This is a genomic window from Streptomyces sp. NPDC047000 (genome assembly GCF_040644295.1).
Classification (GTDB): Bacteria; Actinomycetota; Actinomycetes; order Streptomycetales; family Streptomycetaceae; genus Streptomyces.
The window spans coordinates 35,466-53,772 of record NZ_JBEYWE010000009.1 but is presented as its reverse complement, the minus strand read 5'-3'; the positions used below and the strand labels follow the sequence as shown (position 1 = coordinate 53,772).

The window sequence follows — 18,307 nt, the reverse complement described above, 5'->3', positions numbered from 1 at the left end:
CGAAGCGCTTCGACTGCGGGCCGTGAGGGTTGTGGTGGCGGCGTGCTGCCCGGTGGGTGCGATGTCCCCCGAACGCCGCACCGGGGCTGGTGGGTGCGGCCCGTTTCCGGTACGAACGATCCAGTGGCACTGGTCGTTACCTGTCGATCAGTGATGATCGATATCGAATGATGCCGACCGATGCTGATCGGCGATGAACCGTCCCCCTTCGTCCCCGTAAGTGGCGAGGTGAACCTCATGTCCGCCCCCACCACCCCCTCATCGCACCGCCCCACCGTCACCGAGCACGAGGCCCGCAAGGTGGCCGAGGCCGCCCGGGACCAGGACTGGCGCAAGCCCAGCTTCGCCAAGGAACTGTTCCTCGGCCGGTTCCGGCTCGACCTCATCCACCCGCACCCGCTCCCCTCCGGCGAGGCCGTGCGACGCGGGGAGGAGTTCCTCGACCGCCTCCGGGTCTTCGTCGAGACGAAGATCGACGCCGCCCGTATCGAACGCGAGGCCCGCATCCCCGACGAGGTCATCGCCGGCCTCAAGGAACTCGGCGCGCTCGGCATGAAGATCGACCCGAAGTACGGCGGCCTCGGGCTCACCCAGGTGTACTACAACAAGGCCCTCGCCCTGATCGGCTCCGCGAGCCCCGCCGTCGGCGTGCTGCTCTCCGCGCACCAGTCGATCGGCGTGCCGCAGCCGCTGAAGATGTTCGGCACCCAGGAGCAGAAGGACGCCTTCCTGCCGCGCTGCGCCCGCACCGACATCAGCGCCTTCCTGCTCACCGAGCCCGATGTCGGCTCCGACCCGGCCCGCCTCGCGACCACGGCCGTCCCGGACGGCGACGACTACGTCCTCGACGGGGTGAAACTGTGGACCACCAACGGCGTGGTCGCCGACCTGCTGGTGGTGATGGCCCGGGTGCCCGCGGGCGAGGGCCACAAGGGCGGTATCACCGCGTTCGTCGTGGAGAGCTCCTCGCCCGGCGTCACCGTCGAGAACCGCAACGCCTTCATGGGGCTGCGCGGCATCGAGAACGGCGTCACCCGCCTCCACCGGGTGCGGGTCCCCGCCGCGAACCGCATCGGCCCCGAGGGCGCGGGCCTCAAGATCGCGCTGACCACGCTCAACACCGGACGCCTGTCGCTGCCCGCGTCCTGCGTCGCCGCGGGCAAGTGGTGTCTGAAGGTCGCCCGCGAATGGTCGGCCGCGCGCGAGCAGTGGGGCAAGCCGATCGCACGGCACGAGGCGGTCGGCGCGAAGATCTCCTTCATCGCGGCCACCACCTTCGCCCTGGAGGCCGTCAGCGACCTCGCCGCGCAGATGGCCGACGAGAACCGCAACGACATCCGCATCGAGGGCGCCCTCGCCAAGCTGTACGCCTCCGAGATGGGCTGGCTGATCGCCGACGAACTCGTCCAGATCCGCGGCGGGCGCGGCTTCGAGACGGCCGAGTCGCTCGCGGCGCGCGGCGAACGCGCCGTACCGGCCGAACAGGTGCTGCGCGACCTGCGCATCAACCGCATCTTCGAGGGCTCGACCGAGATCATGCACCTGCTGATCGCCCGCGAGGCCGTCGACGCCCACCTCTCGGTCGCCGGCGACCTCATCGACCCCGCCAAGTCCCTGACCGACAAGGCGCGGGCGGGCGCGAACGCCGGTGTCTTCTACGCCAGGTGGCTGCCCAGGCTGGTCGCAGGACCGGGCCAGGTCCCGGGCTCCTACGGCGGGTTCCGGCACGCCACCGACCTCTCCGTCCATCTGCGCTTCGTCGAACGGCACGCCCGCAAGCTGGCCCGCGCCACCTTCTACGGCATGTCCCGCTGGCAGGGCCGGATGGAGACCAAGCAGGTCTTCCTGGGCCGGATCGTCGACATCGGCGCCGAACTGTTCGCGATGAGCGCGGCCTGCGTACGCGCCGAGATGCTGCGCGGCCAGGGTGACAACGGCACCGAGGCGTACCGTCTGGCCGACGCCTTCTGCCGCCAGGCCCGGATCCGGGTCGGGGAACTCTTCGACCGGCTGTGGACCAACACCGACGGCACCGACCGCAAGGTGGCGGCGGGCGTCATGGAAGGCGCCTACGCCTGGCTGGAGCGCGGCATCGTCGACCTGTCGGGCGAGGACCCCTGGATCGCGGACACCACCCCGGGCGCGTCCACGGCCGAGAACGTCCACCGGCACGCCGGGTGAACACCTCCTACCGGCTGCCCGGTGGCATCAGTCACCGCGCCCGCCGAACGGTGCCTCCCGCTCGCGGTGAGTTCCCGCGTCCGCCGGCAGTCGCCCGTCGACGTCGATCGGGGTCCTCGTCATGGCGGCACCTCTTCATGTCCGACGGAACGGTTCATATGTCCGCGATGTCGCGCTCACCGCCGGGCGCGCTGTCCTGCGGACGCCCGCTTGACGCAACAATGGGGGGATGACCGACAGTCCAGCAGCCCCCCTCGCCGACCCGCACCTCGTCTACGACCCCGTCGCCGGAGACGGCCCCAAGGACGTGGTGATCCTCGGCTCCACCGGGTCCATCGGCACCCAGGCCATCGACCTCGTGCTGCGCAACCCGGACCGCTTCCGGGTCACCGCGCTCTCCGCCAACGGCGGCCGGGTCGGCCTCCTCGCCGAGCAGGCGCACCGGCTGCGGGTGCGGACCGTCGCGGTCGCCCGCGAGGACGCCGTACCGGCGCTGCGCGAGGCGCTCGCCGCACGGTACGGCGCCGGGGAGCCGCTCCCCGAGATACTCGCCGGACCCGGCGCGGCCGGCGAGACCGCCGCCTCCGACTGCCACACGGTCCTCAACGGCATCACCGGCTCCATCGGTCTCGCCCCCACCCTCGCCGCCCTGGAGGCGGGCCGCACCCTCGCGCTCGCCAACAAGGAGTCGCTGATCGTGGGCGGCCCGCTGGTCAAGGCGCTCGCCGAGCCCGGCCAGATCATCCCGGTCGACTCCGAGCACGCCGCCCTCTTCCAGGCACTGGCCGCCGGCAGCCGGGCCGATGTGCGCAAGCTGGTCGTGACCGCCTCCGGCGGCCCCTTCCGCGGCCGGACCAGGGACCAGCTCGCCCGGGTGACCGTCGAGGAGGCCCTGGCCCACCCCACCTGGGCCATGGGACCGGTGATCACCATCAACTCCGCGACCCTCGTCAACAAGGGCCTGGAGGTCATCGAGGCGCACCTGCTGTACGACATTCCCTTCAGCCGGATTGAGGTGGTCGTGCACCCGCAGTCGTATGTCCACTCGATGGTTGAATTCACGGACGGCTCCACGCTCGCCCAGGCGACGCCCCCCGACATGCGCGGGCCCATCGCCATCGGTCTCGGCTGGCCCGAACGCGTCCCGGACGCGGCGCCCGCCTTCGACTGGACCAAGGCGTCGACGTGGGAGTTCCACCCCCTCGACGACGAGGCGTTCCCCGCGGTCTCCCTCGCCCGCCAGGTGGGCGGCCTCGGCGGCACCGCGCCTGCGGTGTTCAACGCCGCCAACGAGGAGTGCGTGGAGGCGTTCCGCACCGGCACGCTGCCCTTCAACGGGATCATCGACACGGTGACCCGGGTGGTGGAGGAACACGGACGGCCCAGCGCGGGAACTTCTCTCACCGTCGCGGACGTCCTCGATGCGGAGACCTGGGCGCGGGCCCGGGCCCGCGAACTGACAGCGCAGACGACTTCGGCGACCGCGGAGGCTCGTGCATGACCGCTTTGATGATGATCCTCGGCATAGTCGTCTTCGCGTTCGGCTTGCTGATCTCGATCGCATGGCACGAGCTCGGCCACCTCTCCACGGCCAAGCTCTTCGGCATCCGCGTGCCGCAGTACATGGTCGGCTTCGGCCCGACCGTGTGGTCGCGCAGGAAGGGCGAGACGGAGTACGGCTTCAAGGCCGTCCCCATGGGCGGCTACATCCGCATGATCGGCATGTTCCCGCCCGGCGACGACGGCCGGATCACCGCCCGCTCCACCTCACCGTGGCGCGGCATGATCGAGGACGCCCGCTCGGCGGCCTTCGAGGAACTCGAACCCGGCGACGACACGCGCCTGTTCTACACACGCGCCCCGTGGAAGCGGGTCATCGTGATGTTCGCGGGCCCCTTCATGAACCTGATCCTGGCCGTGGCGCTGTTCCTCACGGTCCTCATGGGCTTCGGCATCGCCCAGCAGACCACCTCCGTCAGCTCCGTGTCCCAGTGCGTCATCGCCCAGAGCGAGAACCGCGACACCTGCAGGACGGGTGACCAGCCCTCCCCGGCCGCCGCCGCGGGCCTGAAGGCCGGCGACAAGATCGTCTCGTTCGACGGGGTGAGCACCGGCAGCTGGAACCAGCTCTCCGACCTGATCCGCGCCAACCCCGGCAAGGAGGTGCCGATCGTCGTCCAGCGCCAGGGGAAGCAGCTCACCCTGCACGCGAAGATCGCCACCAACCAGGTCGCCCAGAAGGACTCCAGCGGCCAGATCGTCCAGGGCAAGTACGTCACCGCCGGCTTCCTCGGCTTCAGCGCCGCCACCGGCGTCGTACGCCAGGACTTCGGCCAGTCCGTCACCTGGATGAGCGACCGCGTCGGCGAGGCCGTCGACTCCATCGCGGCCCTGCCCGGCAAGATCCCCGCCCTCTGGGACGCCGCCTTCAACGGAGCCCCCCGCCAGGCCGACTCCCCGATGGGCGTGGTCGGCGCGGCCCGCGTCGGCGGTGAGATCTTCACCCTGGACATCCCGGCCACCCAGCAGCTGGCGATGTTCGTGATGCTGGTCGCCGGCTTCAACCTCTCCCTGTTCCTCTTCAACATGCTCCCCCTCCTCCCCCTGGACGGCGGCCACATCGCCGGCGCCCTCTGGGAGGCACTGCGCCGCAACACCGCCCGCGTGCTGCGCCGCCCCGACCCGGGCCCGTTCGACGTGGCGAAACTGATGCCGGTGGCCTATGTGGTGGCCGGGATCTTCGTCTGCTTCACCCTGCTCGTCCTGGTGGCGGACGTCGTCAACCCCGTCAAAATCTCCTAGCAACCCGCGGTTCAACGGCGGCCCGGGACGCGTGCTCCCGGGCCGCCGCCTTGTGGGCGGATCCACCGGCGTGAGGTGCCCGGGGCGTCGCCGGTGCCGTAATCTCGAAGCCTGGAGCCCGCCGTTTCCGGGACCCGACCTTGATTCACGACTTGGGGTTGCACAGCAGATGACTGCGATTTCTCTCGGCATGCCGTCCGTTCCGACCACCCTCGCAGAGCGCCGGAAGAGCCGACAGATCCAGGTCGGCACCGTGGCGGTCGGCGGGGACGCGCCCGTGTCGGTCCAGTCGATGACCACGACCCGCACGTCGGACATCGGGTCGACACTGCAACAGATCGCGGAACTGACGGCGTCCGGCTGCCAGATCGTCCGCGTGGCGTGTCCGACGCAGGACGACGCGGACGCGCTCGCGGCGATCGCGGGCAAGTCGCAGATCCCGGTGATCGCGGACATCCATTTCCAGCCGAAGTACGTGTTCGCCGCGATCGAGGCCGGGTGCGCGGCGGTCCGCGTCAACCCGGGCAACATCAAGAAGTTCGACGACCAGGTCAGGGAGATCGCCAAGGCCGCCAAGGACCACGGCACCCCCATCCGGATCGGCGTCAACGCGGGCTCCCTGGACCGGCGGCTGCTGCAGAAGTACGGCAAGGCGACGCCGGAGGCGCTGGTGGAGTCGGCGCTGTGGGAGGCGTCGCTGTTCGAGGAGCACGACTTCCGCGACATCAAGATCTCCGTCAAGCACAACGACCCGGTCGTGATGATCGAGGCCTACCGTCAGCTGGCCGCACAGTGCGAGTACCCGCTGCACCTCGGCGTCACGGAGGCCGGCCCGGCGTTCCAGGGCACCATCAAGTCGGCGGTGGCGTTCGGCGCGCTGCTGTCCCAGGGCATCGGGGACACCATCCGGGTGTCGCTCTCGGCGCCTCCCGTGGAGGAGGTCAAGGTCGGCAACCAGATCCTGGAGTCGCTGGGCCTGAGGCCGCGCCGCCTGGAGATCGTCTCCTGCCCGTCGTGCGGACGCGCGCAGGTGGACGTGTACAAGCTGGCCGAGGAGGTCACGGCGGGACTGACCGGTATGGAGGTCCCGCTGCGGGTCGCCGTCATGGGCTGTGTGGTCAACGGCCCCGGTGAGGCGCGGGAGGCCGACCTGGGTGTGGCCTCCGGCAACGGCAAGGGACAGATCTTCGTGAAGGGCGAGGTCATCAAGACCGTCCCGGAGTCGAAGATCGTCGAGACCCTGATCGAGGAGGCCATGAAGCTGGCCGAGCAGATGGAGGCCGACGGCGTCGCCTCCGGCGAGCCCGAGATCTCCGTCACCGGCTGACCCACCCGTACCGAGCCGCCGGGTCCGACGGAAACCGCCGGGACCGGCTGCCCGTCCGGGCCGTGCCGTCCCGGCCCTGGTCGTTTCGCCTGTCTTCGGTGTTCCGGCCGGGGCCCGGCATCCCGCTCGCTCTCGCCCCGGACCGCTCTCGCCCGACCGCGGAGGACCGTCCCGATGGCCCCTGCCGTCCCGGCTGTGGCCGTCCGGGACGGCATCGTGCGGCACCCCGTACCGTCGGCGGGTACAGTGCGGGGATCAGCAGCCCCTCAGGGTGAGGCCCCGCACACGTGTTGACGCAGACCACCTCCCGCGTGCTCGAACCGAGCGATCTGGATGCCGCGCTCGCCGTCCTCGACCGTGAGCCGGTCGTGAACGCCTTCGTCACCGCCCGGGTCCAGGTCGCGGGACTCGACCCGTGGCGCCTCGGCGGCGAGATGTGGGGCTGGTACGAGGACGGCATGCTCACGTCCCTGTGCTACGCGGGCGCCAACCTCGTCCCCATCTGCGCCACCCCCCGCGCCGTACGCGCCTTCGCCGACCGCGCCCGCCGGGCCGGCCGCCGCTGCTCCTCCGTCGTCGGCCCCTCCGGCCCCACCGCCGAACTGTGGCGGCTCCTCGAACCGCACTGGGGCCCGGCCCGCGAGGTCCGCGCCCACCAGCCGCTCATGACGGCCGACCGCATGCCCGACGACATCGCCCCCGATCCGTACGTCCGCCGCATCCGCAAGGACGAGCTGGAGGCGATCATGCCGGCGTGCGTGGCGATGTTCACCGAGGAGGTCGGCATCTCCCCGCTGGCCGGGGACGGCGGCCTCCTCTACCAGGCCCGGGTCGCCGAACTCGTCGGCTCGGGACGCTCGTTCGCCCGCCTCGACGAACACGGCAAGGTCGTCTTCAAGGCGGAGATCGGCGCGGCCACGCCGAAGGCATGCCAGATCCAGGGCGTCTGGGTGGCTCCCGAGTACCGCGGCCAGGGCTACGCCGCCCCCGGCATGGCCGCCGTCCTGCGCTACGCCCTCGCCGACGTCTCACCCGTCGTCAGCCTGTACGTCAACGACTTCAACACGGCGGCCCGGCGCACGTACCACCGCGTCGGCTTCCGGGAGATCGGCGAGTTCATGAGCGTCCTGTTCTGAACGGAACCCCCGTGGTCCGCGCGGCACCGGGCGCCCGCCGCCGCATAGCACAGGGCGTCCGCCCGCCGCACACCCCCGCGACCCGCCTGTAGGCTCCGGCCATGGACCCCGTAATCGGCCCCCTCGACCTGTCCGCCCACGTGGACGAGGCCCTGGCCGTGCAGGCCGTCGCCTTCGGTCTGGGCGCCGACGAAGTGGCCGTCCGGCGTCAGATCGTCCTGCGGCACATGACCAACCCCGGCGCACGGGCACTCGGAGCCACCGTCGGCGACACCCTCGTCGGCTTCGTCTACGGCATGCCCAACGACCGTATGCACTGGTGGTCCACCGTCGTCGAGCCGTATCTGCGCGCCCGCGGCACCGACGAGTGGCTCGACGACTCCTTCGTGATCACCGAACTGCACGTCCACCCGGAGTACCAGAACCGGGGCATCGGCCGTGCCCTGATCACCCTGCTCACCGACGGCGCCCCCCAGCCCCGCTCGATCCTCTCCGCGATCGACACCGACAGCCCGGCCCGCGCCCTGTACCGCTCCCTCGGCTACCAGGACCTCGCCCGCCAGGTCCATTTCCCCAGCGCCCCCAAGCCGTACGCCGTGATGGGCGCCCCCCTGCCGCTGCTGCGCCGGTGAGGCCGTAAACGGATTTCCGGCCGCGGCGGCCACCGGGCTAACCTCCAAGGCACAACCCTTCCCCGGCAGGAGTACGAGAACCATGGTGAACGCACCGGTCCAGCGCATGTCCCAGTTGATGGCCAAGACGTTGCGCGACGACCCGGCGGACGCCGAGGTCCTCAGCCACAAGCTGCTCGTCCGGGCCGGCTACGTGCGCCGCACCGCCGCCGGCGTCTGGAGCTGGCTGCCGCTGGGGAAGAAGGTGCTCGCCAACGTCGAGCGCATCGTCCGCGAGGAGATGGACGCCATCGGCGCCCAGGAGGTGCTGCTCCCCGCGCTGCTGCCGAGGGAGCCCTACGACGCGACCGGCCGCTGGGACGAGTACGGCCAGGAGCTGTTCCGCCTCAAGGACCGCAGGGGCGGCGACTATCTCCTCGGCCCGACCCACGAGGAGATCTTCACCCTGCTGGTGAAGGACCAGGCGTCCTCCTACAAGGACCTGCCGGTGATCCTGTACCAGATCCAGACCAAGTTCCGTGACGAGGCCCGCCCCCGCGCCGGCATCCTGCGCGGCCGTGAGTTCCTGATGAAGGACTCGTACTCCTTCGACCTCTCCGACGAGGGCCTCGGCGAGTCCTACGCCCTGCACCGCCAGGCCTACCAGCGGATCTTCGAGCGGCTCGGCCTCGACTACCGTATCTGCGCCGCCACCGCCGGTGCCATGGGCGGCTCCAGGTCCGAGGAGTTCCTCGCCCCGGCCGAGGCCGGCGAGGACACCTTCGCCGACTGCCCGAACTGCGACTTCGCGGCCAACACCGAGGCCATGACGTACGAGCTGAAGCCGGTCGACGGCTCGGCCGTGCCCGCCCTCGAGGAGATCCCCACCCCGGAGACCCCCACCATCGAGACCCTCGCCGCCCACCTCGGCGTCCCGGCGTCCGCCACGCTGAAGAACCTGCTGGTCAAGGTGGACGGCCAGATCGTCGCCGTGGGTGTGCCGGGCGACCGCGAGGTCGACATGGACAAGGTCGAGGCGCACTTCGCCCCGGCCGCCGTCGAGCTGGTCACCGCCGAGGACTTCGAGGGCCGCGACGACCTGGTGCGCGGCTATGTCGGCCCGCAGGGTCTGGCCAAGGTGACGTACCTCGCCGACCCGCGCGTGGCCCCCGGCACCGCCTGGATCACCGGCGCCAACAAGCCCGACCTGCACGCGAAGAACGTCGTCGCCGGCCGGGACTTCGAGGTCGACGAGTACGTCGACGTCGTGGTCGTCCGCGACGGCGACCCCTGCCCGAAGTGCGGCACCGGCATCGAGCTGGACCGCGCCATCGAGATCGGCCACATCTTCCAGCTCGGCCGCAAGTACGCCGACGCCCTCAAGCTCGACGTCCTCGGCCAGAACGGCAAGCCGGTCCGCGTCACCATGGGCTCCTACGGTGTCGGCGTCTCCCGCGCCGTGGCCGCGCTCGCCGAGCAGACCGCGGACGAGCAGGGCCTGTGCTGGCCCGCGGAGGTCGCCCCGGCCGACGTGCACGTGGTGGCGGCGGGCAAGGCCCTCCAGACCGAGCTGGCCCTGTCGGTCTCCGCGCGGCTCTCCGAGGCCGGGCTGCGGGTTCTGGTCGACGACCGCGCGGGTGTCTCCCCGGGCGTGAAGTTCACTGACTCCGAACTCATCGGCGTCCCCCGGATCCTGGTCGCGGGCCGCCGCGCGGCCGAGGGCGTCCTCGAACTGAAGGACCGGAAGACCGGCAACCGCGAGGAACTGACGGTCGACGAGGCGGTGGCCCGGCTGACCGCGCAGTAGCCCTCTCTTTCAGCCCGTCCTGGGGGTACCCCCTCTGGGGGAGTCTGAGGACGAGGCCCGCAGGGCCGACAGGGGGTCTGGGGGCGCAGCCCCCAGGGACGGGACGGGAAGGGGCGGGGGGGGGGGGGGCAAACCCCCCCCCCCCCCCCCCCCCCCCCACCCCCCCCCCCCCCCCCCCCCCCCCCCCAGGGGGCCGGGGCCCCCCCCCCCGCGGGGCGGGGGGGGGGCGGGCGGGGGGGGGGGGGGCGGGGGCGGGCCGGGGGGGGGGGGGGGGGGGGGGGGCCCCCCCCCCCCCCGGGACGGGACGGGAAGGGGCGGCGGGGGCGGACAAAACCCCCGTCCGCCCCCGCCCCCTACAACCAGCTCGCGAACTCCAGCAGCAGCTCACTGTCCCGGGGCCGCCCCACCCGCCGCGCCCGCACACCCGACTCGACCGCCCGGAACAGCGTCCACCCCCGCAACCGCACCTGGTCGACCTCCAGCGACTCCGCCAGACGGCGGATCCGGCGACGGGTCGTCACCGAGCCGGACGACGTCGCGATCAGGTCCTCCACCCGGTCCCGGACCAGCCGCGCCAGATCGAAGGCGCACTCGCCGACCACCGGGTCGGGCCCCACCGCCAGCCACGGCATCCGGTCCCCGGCCAGTACCTTGCTCTGCCGGAACGTGCCGTGCAGCAGGCGGTGTTCGGGCGGGGCGACGACCAGCTCGTCGCGCGCCGCGAGCGCCTCCGCGACCAGTGGCGCCACCTCGGGGTCGGCCTCCGCGCTGGCCCGCATCGCCGCCGCCTGACGTCCGGTCCGCTCCGCCACCGTCTCGAACCCGTGGACCGGTGGCGGATCCACCCACAGCCGCCGCAGCGTGTCCGCCGCCTCCAGCAGCGCCCGCCGCTCGGGCAGCGACCGCACCGACACATCCGGGCGCAGCCGCTCCAGCAGCAGCACCCCCTCGGCGGTGAACGGCTCCAGCAGCCGCACCGCGCCCAGGCCGTTCCACTGCGCCAGTGCCGCCCGCTCGCCCTCCGGGCGGGCCCGGGGCGGGGCGAGCTTCAGCACGGCCGGGGTGCCGTCCGGCCGCCGTACCAGCACCACCAGACTGCTGCGGCCGCCGGGCACCTGGACCCGCTCGACGGTCAACTCGCGTAGAGCGACGGCCCTGCGGGTCGTCTCCGGCAGTTTCTCCAGCCAGTCGTCACCCTGCGGCGCCGTCTCGCCGAGCGCCCGCACCAGACGCCGGGGCGGTTCGAAAGCCATGCGCGAGTCGTTTCCTTCCTGTCCCGTCGGGCCCTGGACGCGATCCGGCACACAGCCGTACCGCGGTGGGCCACCCCGTGGCTGTCACGCCGTCGGCGACGCGCCCTGCGCGGCCGACGAGGCCCGCGTGGTCGGCGCGGCCCGTTCGGCGAGACCAGGGAAGGCTACGCTCCCGCCGCTCCACCGCACCGCCCGCACCGCCGCCTCCCGCAGCGCCCCGGCTGCCGTGACCCGCCGCGCGCCCTCGGTGGCGCGCACCAGGTCCGAGTACACCGCGGCCACCCGTTCCTCCAGTTCGGCGGCCAGCCGTACCGCCGCGGCCGAGTCCGGCACCGGGAACGGCAGGGCGTACGCGGCGTCCGCGGCGACCGGCCTGCCACCCAGGTCGCGGACCTCACGCACCAGCGCGTCCCGGCGCGCCCGGTGCGCGTCGTACGCGGTACGTGCCTCCGCGCGCCGCTCCTCGCGGATCCGGCCGCCGACGACACCGTAGCCGTACACCGCGGCGTGCTCGGCCGCCAGCGCGGCCTGTACGGCCGTCAGCCGCCGTGCCTTCGCGGCGCCCGCCGTTTCCGTCGCCGTCGTGGTGCCCGGCTTCCTCGTCCCGCTCATCGGCCGCCCTCCGTCTCCGTCAGCAGGAACACGTGCGCCGCTCCGGCCGCCGCGACGGAGGCCAGCAGGCGTGCCAGTTCGCCCGGCACGTCCGGCAGGGCGGCCGTCCGGCGTGCCGCGAGTTCCCTCTCGGCGGCGGCCAGCCCGGCGAGGGCGTCCTTCGCCGTCTCCGGGGTGTCACCGGCACTTCCGGACGGTGACACGGACGCCGATGCCGATGCGGGTCCGGACACCGGCGTCGACGCGGATCCGGACGGCGACCCGGACGACGGCGCCTTCGCCGTCCCCGCGGCCTTCGCCTGATCGCCCCCGAACGCCGTCACATGCCGGGCCACCGCCGCCCGCAGCGGACGCAGCCGCGCCGCCAGCGTCCGATGGGCGGCGATCGCGGCGTCGTACCGCGCCAGCAGCGCCAGGCTGTCGCGGGCCGCACGCGCGCGCGTGCGGTCGGCCGCCGAGGGGCTGCCCCCGCTTCCGGAGTCCCCGTCGGCGGGCTGCCCGGAGCAGCCCGAGACGCCCACGGCGCCCACGACGGCGAGGACGCCGCCCGCGGCGGAGGCGAACAGGGTTCTTCTGCGCGGCCCTGGGGAGGTGCGCGACGGCGGTGGGAGGGACACGGGGACGTCCTCGCGGCAGCTTGTACGGCAGACAGAGGGGGAGGGGGGCGTACACGCCCGTGATCACGGTACCCGCGCGCGTGCCCCGCACCTGCCACCGGCACCGCCCGCGCACACCGCCCGTACACAGGTGGACGGCAACACCCCCCGCGCTCCGATACCCTTTGACCAGACACGCGACCCATCCCACAACAGCACACGCGGCCGAGGAGTCACCCGGATGAGCACCACCCAGAGCGAGAGGCTGCGGGAACTGCTGGAACCGCTCGTCACCTCCCAGGGCCTCGATCTCGAAGAGATCGCCGTGGACTCCGTGGGGCGCATGCGCAGCCTTCGTGTCGTCGTCGACTCCGACACCGGTCCCGATCTGGACCTGATCGCCGATCTGAGCCGTCTGCTCTCGGCGAAGCTCGACGAGACCGATGTGATGGGCGAGAGCGAGTACGAGCTCGAGGTGGGCACCCCGGGCGCCGAACGCCCCCTGACGGAGCACCGCCACTACGTGCGGGCCCGGGGCAGGATGGCCGGGTTCCATCTGACGGACGGCGGCGAACTGTCCGCCAGGATCCTGGACGTCGACGACGAGGGCCTCGACCTGGAGGTGCCCGGCGTCAAGGGCCGCAGGCCGACCGCGCGCAGACTCGCCTTCGCGGACATCGCCAGGGCGCGCGTGCAGGTCGAGTTCAACCGCAAGGACAAGTCAGCGACGAGCAAGGAAGAGGAGGCGTAGCCGTGGACATCGACATGAGTGCCCTGCGGGGCTTGGTTCGGGAGAAGGAGATCTCCTTCGACCTGCTGGTCGAGGCGATCGAGTCGGCCCTCCTCATCGCCTACCACCGCACCGACGGGAGCCGCCGGCACGCGCGCGTGGAGCTCAACCGGTCGAGCGGGCACGTGACCGTGTGGGCGAAGGAGGACCCCGAGGACCTGGAGGAGGGTCAGGAGCCGCGCGAGTTCGACGACACGCCGTCAGGGTTCGGCCGGATCGCCGCGACCACCGCCAAACAGGTGATCCTTCAGCGGCTGCGCGACGCCGAGGACGACGCGACGCTCGGCGAGTACGCGGGCCGCGAGGGCGACATCGTCACCGGCGTGGTGCAGCAGGGCCGCGACCCCAGGAACGTGCTCGTCGACATCGGCAAGATCGAGGCCATCCTGCCGGTGCAGGAACAGGTGCCCGGCGAGTCGTACCCGCACGGGACGCGGCTGCGTTCGTACGTCGTCCGGGTGGCGAAGGGCGTGCGCGGTCCCTCGGTCACGCTGTCGCGCACCCACCCGAACCTGGTGAAGAAGCTGTTCGCGCTGGAGGTGCCGGAGATCGCCGACGGGTCCGTCGAGATCGCCGCGATCGCCCGCGAGGCCGGCCACCGCACCAAGATCGCCGTACGGTCCACCCGTTCGGGCCTGAACGCCAAGGGCGCCTGCATCGGCCCGATGGGCGGCCGGGTGCGCAACGTCATGGGCGAGCTGAACGGCGAGAAGATCGACATCGTCGACTGGTCGGACGACCCGGCCGAGATGGTGGCGCACGCCCTGTCACCCGCCCGGGTGTCCAAGGTGGAGGTCGTCGACCTCGCCGCCCGCTCCGCACGCGTGACGGTGCCCGACTACCAGCTGTCGCTCGCGATCGGCAAGGAGGGCCAGAACGCCCGTCTGGCCGCCCGGCTCACCGGCTGGCGCATCGACATCCGGCCGGACACCGAGCAGGCCGGGGAATAGATCTCGGCCTGCTGTGGTTGGGATCACGTCAGTGTCGACGCGGCAGAGGTCCGAGACCTGGCCCGAAAGGGTGAGGTCGCCGCGGGGAGGTAGACTGAGGAGTGTCTGGCCGGACGACGACCGGAGTATGCCCTGAACGCACCTGTGTGGGGTGCCGGGAACGGGCGGCCAAGACGGAACTGCTGCGCATCGTGAAAGACGGGGACGCGTGTGTCCCCGACCCTCGCGGTACGCTCCCCGGCCGGGGTGCCTACGTGCACCCCGCCCTGGTCTGTCTCGACCAGGCGGTACGCCGCCGGGCGTTCACGCGGGCGTTGCGTGCCCAGGGAGCGCTCGACACAAAGGCGTTGCGTCGGCACGTCGAGCAGATGACAGTTGCCGAACAGGCGACACGGTAAGAAACGCAGTGCCGTACGGAAGTCCCCGTGCGGCCTGGTACCTCGCGAGTCGAAAGCAGGTCGAGATTGCGATGAGCACTCGATGAGTACGCGATGAGTACGCCCATGAACTAGCGACGGTCCGGCCGCAACCCGGACCTCAAAGGAGCGAAGTGGCTAAGGTCCGGGTATACGAACTCGCCAAGGAGTTCGGTGTGGAGAGCAAGGTCGTCATGGCCAAGCTCCAAGAACTCGGTGAATTCGTCCGATCGGCATCCTCGACGATCGAGGCGCCTGTAGTACGCAAACTGACTGACGCCTTCCAGGCGGGCAGCGGCAACGGCAGGTCCGCCGGCCGTCCCGCGCCCAGGAAGGCCGCCCCCAGGCCCGCAGCGCCCTCCCCGGCGCAGGCCGGTGGCCCCGCCCCCGCTGCCAGGGCAGCGGGAGACCGTCCCGGTCCGGCCGCTCCCAGGCCGGCCGCCCCCAGGCCTCCGGTGGCCCCGCAGCCCGCGGCTCCCGCGGCTCCGGCCCCCGTCACCCCGGCTCCCGCGGCCTCCGGTCCGCGTCCGGTGCCGGGTCCCAAGCCCGCGCCCCGTCCGGCTCCGGCCGCCCCGGAGTTCACCGCTCCGCCGGCCCCGGCCGCGCAGGCACCGTCCGCCCCGGCAGGACCGCGCCCCGGCGCACGTCCCGGCCCCGGCGGTCCCCGTCCCGGTTCCCGTCCGGCCGGTCCCGGCCAGGGACAGGGCCAGGGCTCCCGTCCGGACCAGCGCGGCCAGCGCCCCGGCGGCCAGGCCCCGCGCGCCGGCGGTCGTCCGACCGGTCCGCGTCCGGGCAACAACCCCTTCACCTCCGGCGGCAACGCCGGTATGGCGCGTCCGCAGGCGCCCCGTCCGCAGGGACCCCGTCCGGCCGGTGGCCCCGGCGCTCCCGGCGCGGGTCCCCGTCCGCAGGGGCCCGGTGCCCAGGGCGGCGGTCCGCGTCCCCAGGCGCCCGGTGGCGCCCGTCCGTCCCCGGCGGGCATGCCCCGTCCGCAGGGCGGTCCGCGTCCCGGCGGCGGTCCCGCGGGTCCGCGTCCCAACCCCGGCATGATGCCGCAGCGTCCCGCTGCCGGTCCGCGTCCCGGCCCCGGCGGCCGCGGTCCCGGTGCCGGCGGTGCGGGCCGTCCCGGCGGCGCCGGTGCCGGTCGTCCCGGTGGCGGCGGCTTCGCCGGCCGTCCGGGCGGCGGTGGCGGTGCCGGTCGTCCCGGTGGCGGCGGCGGCTTCGCCGGCCGTCCCGGCGGCGGTGGCCCCGGCGGCGGTGGCGGTGGCTTCGGCGGTGGCGGCGCGGGCCGTCCCGGCTTCGGCGGCCGTCCCGGCGGTCCCGGTGGCCGCGGTGGCACGCAGGGCGCCTTCGGCCGTCCCGGCGGGCCCGCCCGCCGTGGCCGCAAGTCGAAGCGGCAGAGGCGCCAGGAGTACGAGGCCATGCAGGCCCCGAGCGTCGGCGGCGTGATGCTGCCGCGCGGCGGCGGCGAGACCATCCGGCTCTCCCGCGGCGCGTCGCTCACCGACTTCGCCGAGAAGATCAACGCCAACCCGGCGTCGCTCGTCGCGGTCATGATGAACCTCGGTGAGATGGTCACCGCGACCCAGTCCGTCTCCGACGAGACCCTCCAGGTCCTCGCGCAGGAGATGAACTACAAGGTCCAGATCGTCAGCCCCGAGGAGGAGGACCGCGAGCTGCTCGAGTCCTTCGACATCGAGTTCGGCGAGGACGAGGGCGGCGAGGAGGACCTGGTGGTCCGTCCGCCGGTCGTCACCGTCATGGGTCACGTCGACCACGGCAAGACCCGCCTCCTCGACGCCATCCGCAAGACGAACGTCATCGCGGGCGAGGCGGGCGGCATCACCCAGCACATCGGTGCCTACCAGGTCGCCATCGACGTCAACGACGAAGAGCGCAAGATCACCTTCATCGACACCCCGGGTCACGAGGCGTTCACCGCCATGCGTGCCCGCGGTGCGAAGTCGACCGACATCGCGATCCTGGTCGTCGCGGCCAACGACGGCGTCATGCCGCAGACGGTCGAGGCGCTCAACCACGCCAAGGCGGCCGACGTCCCGATCGTGGTCGCGGTCAACAAGATCGACGTCGAGGGCGCCGACCCGACCAAGGTGCGCGGCCAGCTCACCGAGTTCGGTCTGGTGGCCGAGGAGTACGGCGGCGACACGATGTTCGTCGACATCTCCGCCAAGCAGGGTTTGAACATCGACTCGCTGCTCGAGGCCGTGATCCTCACGGCCGACGCCTCGCTCGACCTGCGGGCCAACCCGAACCAGGACGCGCAGGGCATCTCGATCGAGTCCCGTCTCGACCGCGGCCGCGGTGCCGTGGCGACGGTCCTCGTCCAGCGAGGCACGCTGCACGTCGGCGACACGATGGTCGTGGGCGACGCCTACGGCCGGGTCCGCGCCATGCTCGACGACGCCGGCAACAACGTCGCCGTGGCAGGCCCCTCGACGCCGGTCCAGGTCCTCGGCCTGACCAACGTCCCGGGCGCGGGTGACAACTTCCTGGTGGTCGACGAGGACCGTACGGCCCGTCAGATCGCCGAGAAGCGTGCCGCCCGTGAGCGCAACGCCGCGTTCGCCAAGCGCACGCGCCGCGTGTCGCTGGAGGACCTGGACAAGGTGCTGAAGGCCGGCGAGGTCCAGCAGCTGAACCTGATCATCAAGGGTGACGCTTCCGGTTCCGTCGAGGCCCTCGAGTCCTCGCTGCTCCAGCTGGACGTCGGCGAAGAGGTCGACATCCGCGTCCTGCACCGCGGTGTCGGTGCGGTCACGGAGTCCGACATCGACCTGGCGATGGGCTCCGACGCCATCGTGATCGGCTTCAACGTCCGTGCGGCCGGCCGTGCCGCGCAGATGGCCGAGCGCGAGGGCGTGGACGTCCGGTACTACTCGGTCATCTACCAGGCGATCGAGGAGATCGAGGCGGCCCTCAAGGGCATGCTCAAGCCGGAGTACGAAGAGGTCGAGCTCGGCACGGCGGAGATCCGCGAGGTCTTCCGCTCGTCCAAGCTGGGCAACATCGCCGGTGTGCTCATCCGCTCCGGCGAGGTCCGGCGCAACACCAAGGCGCGCCTCATCCGCGACGGCAAGGTCATCGCGGAGAACCTCAACATCGAGGGTCTGCGCCGCTTCAAGGACGACGTCACCGAGATCCGCGAAGGCTACGAGGGCGGTATCAACCTCGGCAACTTCAACGACATCAAGGTCGACGACGTCATCGCGACGTACGAGATGCGCGAGAAGCCGCGCTCGTAGGCGCCCGGCTTCCGGGACGGTCGCTGAAGTCCGGGGCCGGTCGGCGGAGAACAATTCCGTCGATCGGCCCCGGCCGTTCGTTGTACGGTTCTGATGTTCCTGCCGGTCCCGCGATCGCCCGCCGATCGCCCGGCGGGCCCCTCGATCCCGTACCGGCGGGTCATCCGGACCATCTATGTATGTGGGGACTCTGTCCTTCGACCTCCTGCTCGGCGACGTCCGGTCGCTGAAGGAGAAGCGCTCCCTCGTCCGGCCGATCGTGGCCGAACTCCAGCGGAAGTTCGCGGTGAGCGCGGCGGAAGTCGATCACCTGGACCTCCATCGCCGGGCCGGCATCGGCCTCGCCCTGGTGTCCGCGGACGCCGGGCACCTGACCGAGGTACTGGACCGGTGCGAGCGGCTGGTCGCCGGGCACCCCGAGGTGGAGCTGCTGTCGGTGCGGCGGCGCTTTCACGGGGAACACGACGACTGACACCTCCCCTGCGACGTCCGGGCACGGGCGTCCCGAGAAGCACGAAGCACCAAGAAAAACGAAACACAGAGACAAGAAAGAACGGGAGACG

Annotated in this window: 15 protein-coding genes; 12 read left to right on the top strand and 3 right to left on the bottom strand. The window is 72.2% G+C overall.

The window, feature by feature from the left end:
• Nucleotides 1-237: 237 nt before the first annotated feature.
• From ABZ862_RS16715 to ABZ862_RS16685, 7 genes are all read left to right on the top strand, one after another.
• A complete protein-coding gene (locus ABZ862_RS16715) occupies nt 238-2,181 on the top strand; it encodes an acyl-CoA dehydrogenase family protein (protein WP_360958303.1) in 1,944 nt (647 codons plus the stop codon).
• 229 nt (nt 2,182-2,410) lie between these two features.
• Nucleotides 2,411-3,682 (top strand): 1-deoxy-D-xylulose-5-phosphate reductoisomerase, encoded by a 1,272-nt coding sequence (gene dxr / locus ABZ862_RS16710; RefSeq protein ID WP_360958300.1) that lies wholly within the window; start codon nt 2,411-2,413, stop codon nt 3,680-3,682.
• An 8-nt stretch (nt 3,683-3,690) separates the two neighbouring features.
• Complete coding sequence (locus tag ABZ862_RS16705; protein WP_360958797.1) at nt 3,691-4,983, top strand: site-2 protease family protein; 1,293 nt, start codon at nt 3,691-3,693, stop codon at nt 4,981-4,983.
• A gap of 169 nt (nt 4,984-5,152) precedes the next feature.
• Nucleotides 5,153-6,310: a flavodoxin-dependent (E)-4-hydroxy-3-methylbut-2-enyl-diphosphate synthase gene (ispG, locus tag ABZ862_RS16700; RefSeq protein ID WP_360958297.1), complete on the top strand. Its 1,158-nt coding sequence runs from the start codon at nt 5,153-5,155 to the stop codon at nt 6,308-6,310.
• Nucleotides 6,311-6,597: 287 nt separating this feature from the next.
• Complete coding sequence (locus ABZ862_RS16695) at nt 6,598-7,446, top strand: GNAT family N-acetyltransferase (RefSeq protein WP_360958293.1); 849 nt, start codon at nt 6,598-6,600, stop codon at nt 7,444-7,446.
• 101 nt (nt 7,447-7,547) lie between these two features.
• Nucleotides 7,548-8,078, top strand: a complete 531-nt coding sequence (locus tag ABZ862_RS16690; RefSeq protein ID WP_360958290.1) for a GNAT family N-acetyltransferase — start codon at nt 7,548-7,550, stop codon at nt 8,076-8,078.
• Nucleotides 8,079-8,160: 82 nt separating this feature from the next.
• Nucleotides 8,161-9,864, top strand: a complete 1,704-nt coding sequence (locus tag ABZ862_RS16685; protein WP_360958287.1) for a proline--tRNA ligase — start codon at nt 8,161-8,163, stop codon at nt 9,862-9,864.
• A 353-nt stretch (nt 9,865-10,217) separates the two neighbouring features.
• Here ABZ862_RS16685 and ABZ862_RS16680 read toward each other — a convergent pair whose 3' ends face one another.
• The 3 genes from ABZ862_RS16680 to ABZ862_RS16670 all read right to left on the bottom strand — a co-directional run bounded on the left by ABZ862_RS16680 (nt 10,218) and on the right by ABZ862_RS16670 (nt 12,346).
• Nucleotides 10,218-11,117: an aminoglycoside phosphotransferase family protein gene (locus tag ABZ862_RS16680; protein WP_360958285.1), complete on the bottom strand. Its 900-nt coding sequence runs from the start codon at nt 11,115-11,117 to the stop codon at nt 10,218-10,220.
• Nucleotides 11,118-11,201: 84 nt separating this feature from the next.
• Entirely contained in the window at nt 11,202-11,729 is a 528-nt protein-coding gene (locus tag ABZ862_RS16675) for a ferritin-like domain-containing protein (RefSeq protein WP_360958282.1), read from the bottom strand.
• Nucleotides 11,726-12,346 carry a hypothetical protein gene (locus ABZ862_RS16670; RefSeq protein WP_360958279.1) on the bottom strand — a complete coding sequence of 207 codons (621 nt, stop codon included), beginning with the start codon at nt 12,344-12,346 and terminating at the stop codon, nt 11,726-11,728. The genes ABZ862_RS16675 and ABZ862_RS16670 overlap by 4 nt, the downstream gene beginning before the upstream one ends.
• Nucleotides 12,347-12,566: 220 nt before the next feature.
• Here ABZ862_RS16670 and rimP point away from each other — a divergent pair, with 220 nt between their 5' ends.
• The 5 genes from rimP to ABZ862_RS16645 all read left to right on the top strand — a co-directional run bounded on the left by rimP (nt 12,567) and on the right by ABZ862_RS16645 (nt 18,216).
• The gene (gene rimP, locus ABZ862_RS16665) at nt 12,567-13,076 is read left to right on the top strand and encodes a ribosome maturation factor RimP (RefSeq protein WP_360958276.1); all 510 of its coding nucleotides are present in this window, start codon (nt 12,567-12,569) and stop codon (nt 13,074-13,076) included.
• A gap of 2 nt (nt 13,077-13,078) precedes the next feature.
• Nucleotides 13,079-14,065, top strand: a complete 987-nt coding sequence (gene nusA / locus ABZ862_RS16660; protein WP_360958274.1) for a transcription termination factor NusA — start codon at nt 13,079-13,081, stop codon at nt 14,063-14,065.
• Nucleotides 14,066-14,166: 101 nt separating this feature from the next.
• Nucleotides 14,167-14,463, top strand: a complete 297-nt coding sequence (locus ABZ862_RS16655) for a YlxR family protein (RefSeq protein ID WP_360958271.1) — start codon at nt 14,167-14,169, stop codon at nt 14,461-14,463.
• 152 nt (nt 14,464-14,615) lie between these two features.
• The gene (gene infB / locus ABZ862_RS16650) at nt 14,616-17,744 is read left to right on the top strand and encodes a translation initiation factor IF-2 (RefSeq protein WP_360958268.1); all 3,129 of its coding nucleotides are present in this window, start codon (nt 14,616-14,618) and stop codon (nt 17,742-17,744) included.
• Nucleotides 17,745-17,919: 175 nt separating this feature from the next.
• Nucleotides 17,920-18,216 carry a DUF503 domain-containing protein gene (locus tag ABZ862_RS16645; protein ID WP_360958265.1) on the top strand — a complete coding sequence of 99 codons (297 nt, stop codon included), beginning with the start codon at nt 17,920-17,922 and terminating at the stop codon, nt 18,214-18,216.
• Nucleotides 18,217-18,307: the final 91 nt, after the last annotated feature.

Excerpts from the sequence above, each read along its gene's own strand:
- ABZ862_RS16715 (WP_360958303.1), top strand. The coding sequence starts at position 238 with ATGTCCGCCCCCACCACCCCCTCATCGCACCGCCCCACCGTCACCGAG.
- dxr (WP_360958300.1), top strand. The coding sequence starts at position 2,411 with ATGACCGACAGTCCAGCAGCCCCCCTCGCCGACCCGCACCTCGTCTAC.
- ABZ862_RS16705 (WP_360958797.1), top strand. The coding sequence starts at position 3,691 with ATGATGATCCTCGGCATAGTCGTCTTCGCGTTCGGCTTGCTGATCTCG.
- ispG (WP_360958297.1), top strand. The coding sequence starts at position 5,153 with ATGACTGCGATTTCTCTCGGCATGCCGTCCGTTCCGACCACCCTCGCA.
- ABZ862_RS16690 (WP_360958290.1), top strand. The coding sequence starts at position 7,548 with ATGGACCCCGTAATCGGCCCCCTCGACCTGTCCGCCCACGTGGACGAG.
- ABZ862_RS16685 (WP_360958287.1), top strand. The coding sequence starts at position 8,161 with ATGGTGAACGCACCGGTCCAGCGCATGTCCCAGTTGATGGCCAAGACG.
- ABZ862_RS16680 (WP_360958285.1), bottom strand. The coding sequence starts at position 11,117 with ATGGCTTTCGAACCGCCCCGGCGTCTGGTGCGGGCGCTCGGCGAGACG.
- ABZ862_RS16675 (WP_360958282.1), bottom strand. The coding sequence starts at position 11,729 with ATGAGCGGGACGAGGAAGCCGGGCACCACGACGGCGACGGAAACGGCG.
- rimP (WP_360958276.1), top strand. The coding sequence starts at position 12,567 with ATGAGCACCACCCAGAGCGAGAGGCTGCGGGAACTGCTGGAACCGCTC.
- ABZ862_RS16645 (WP_360958265.1), top strand. The coding sequence starts at position 17,920 with ATGTATGTGGGGACTCTGTCCTTCGACCTCCTGCTCGGCGACGTCCGG.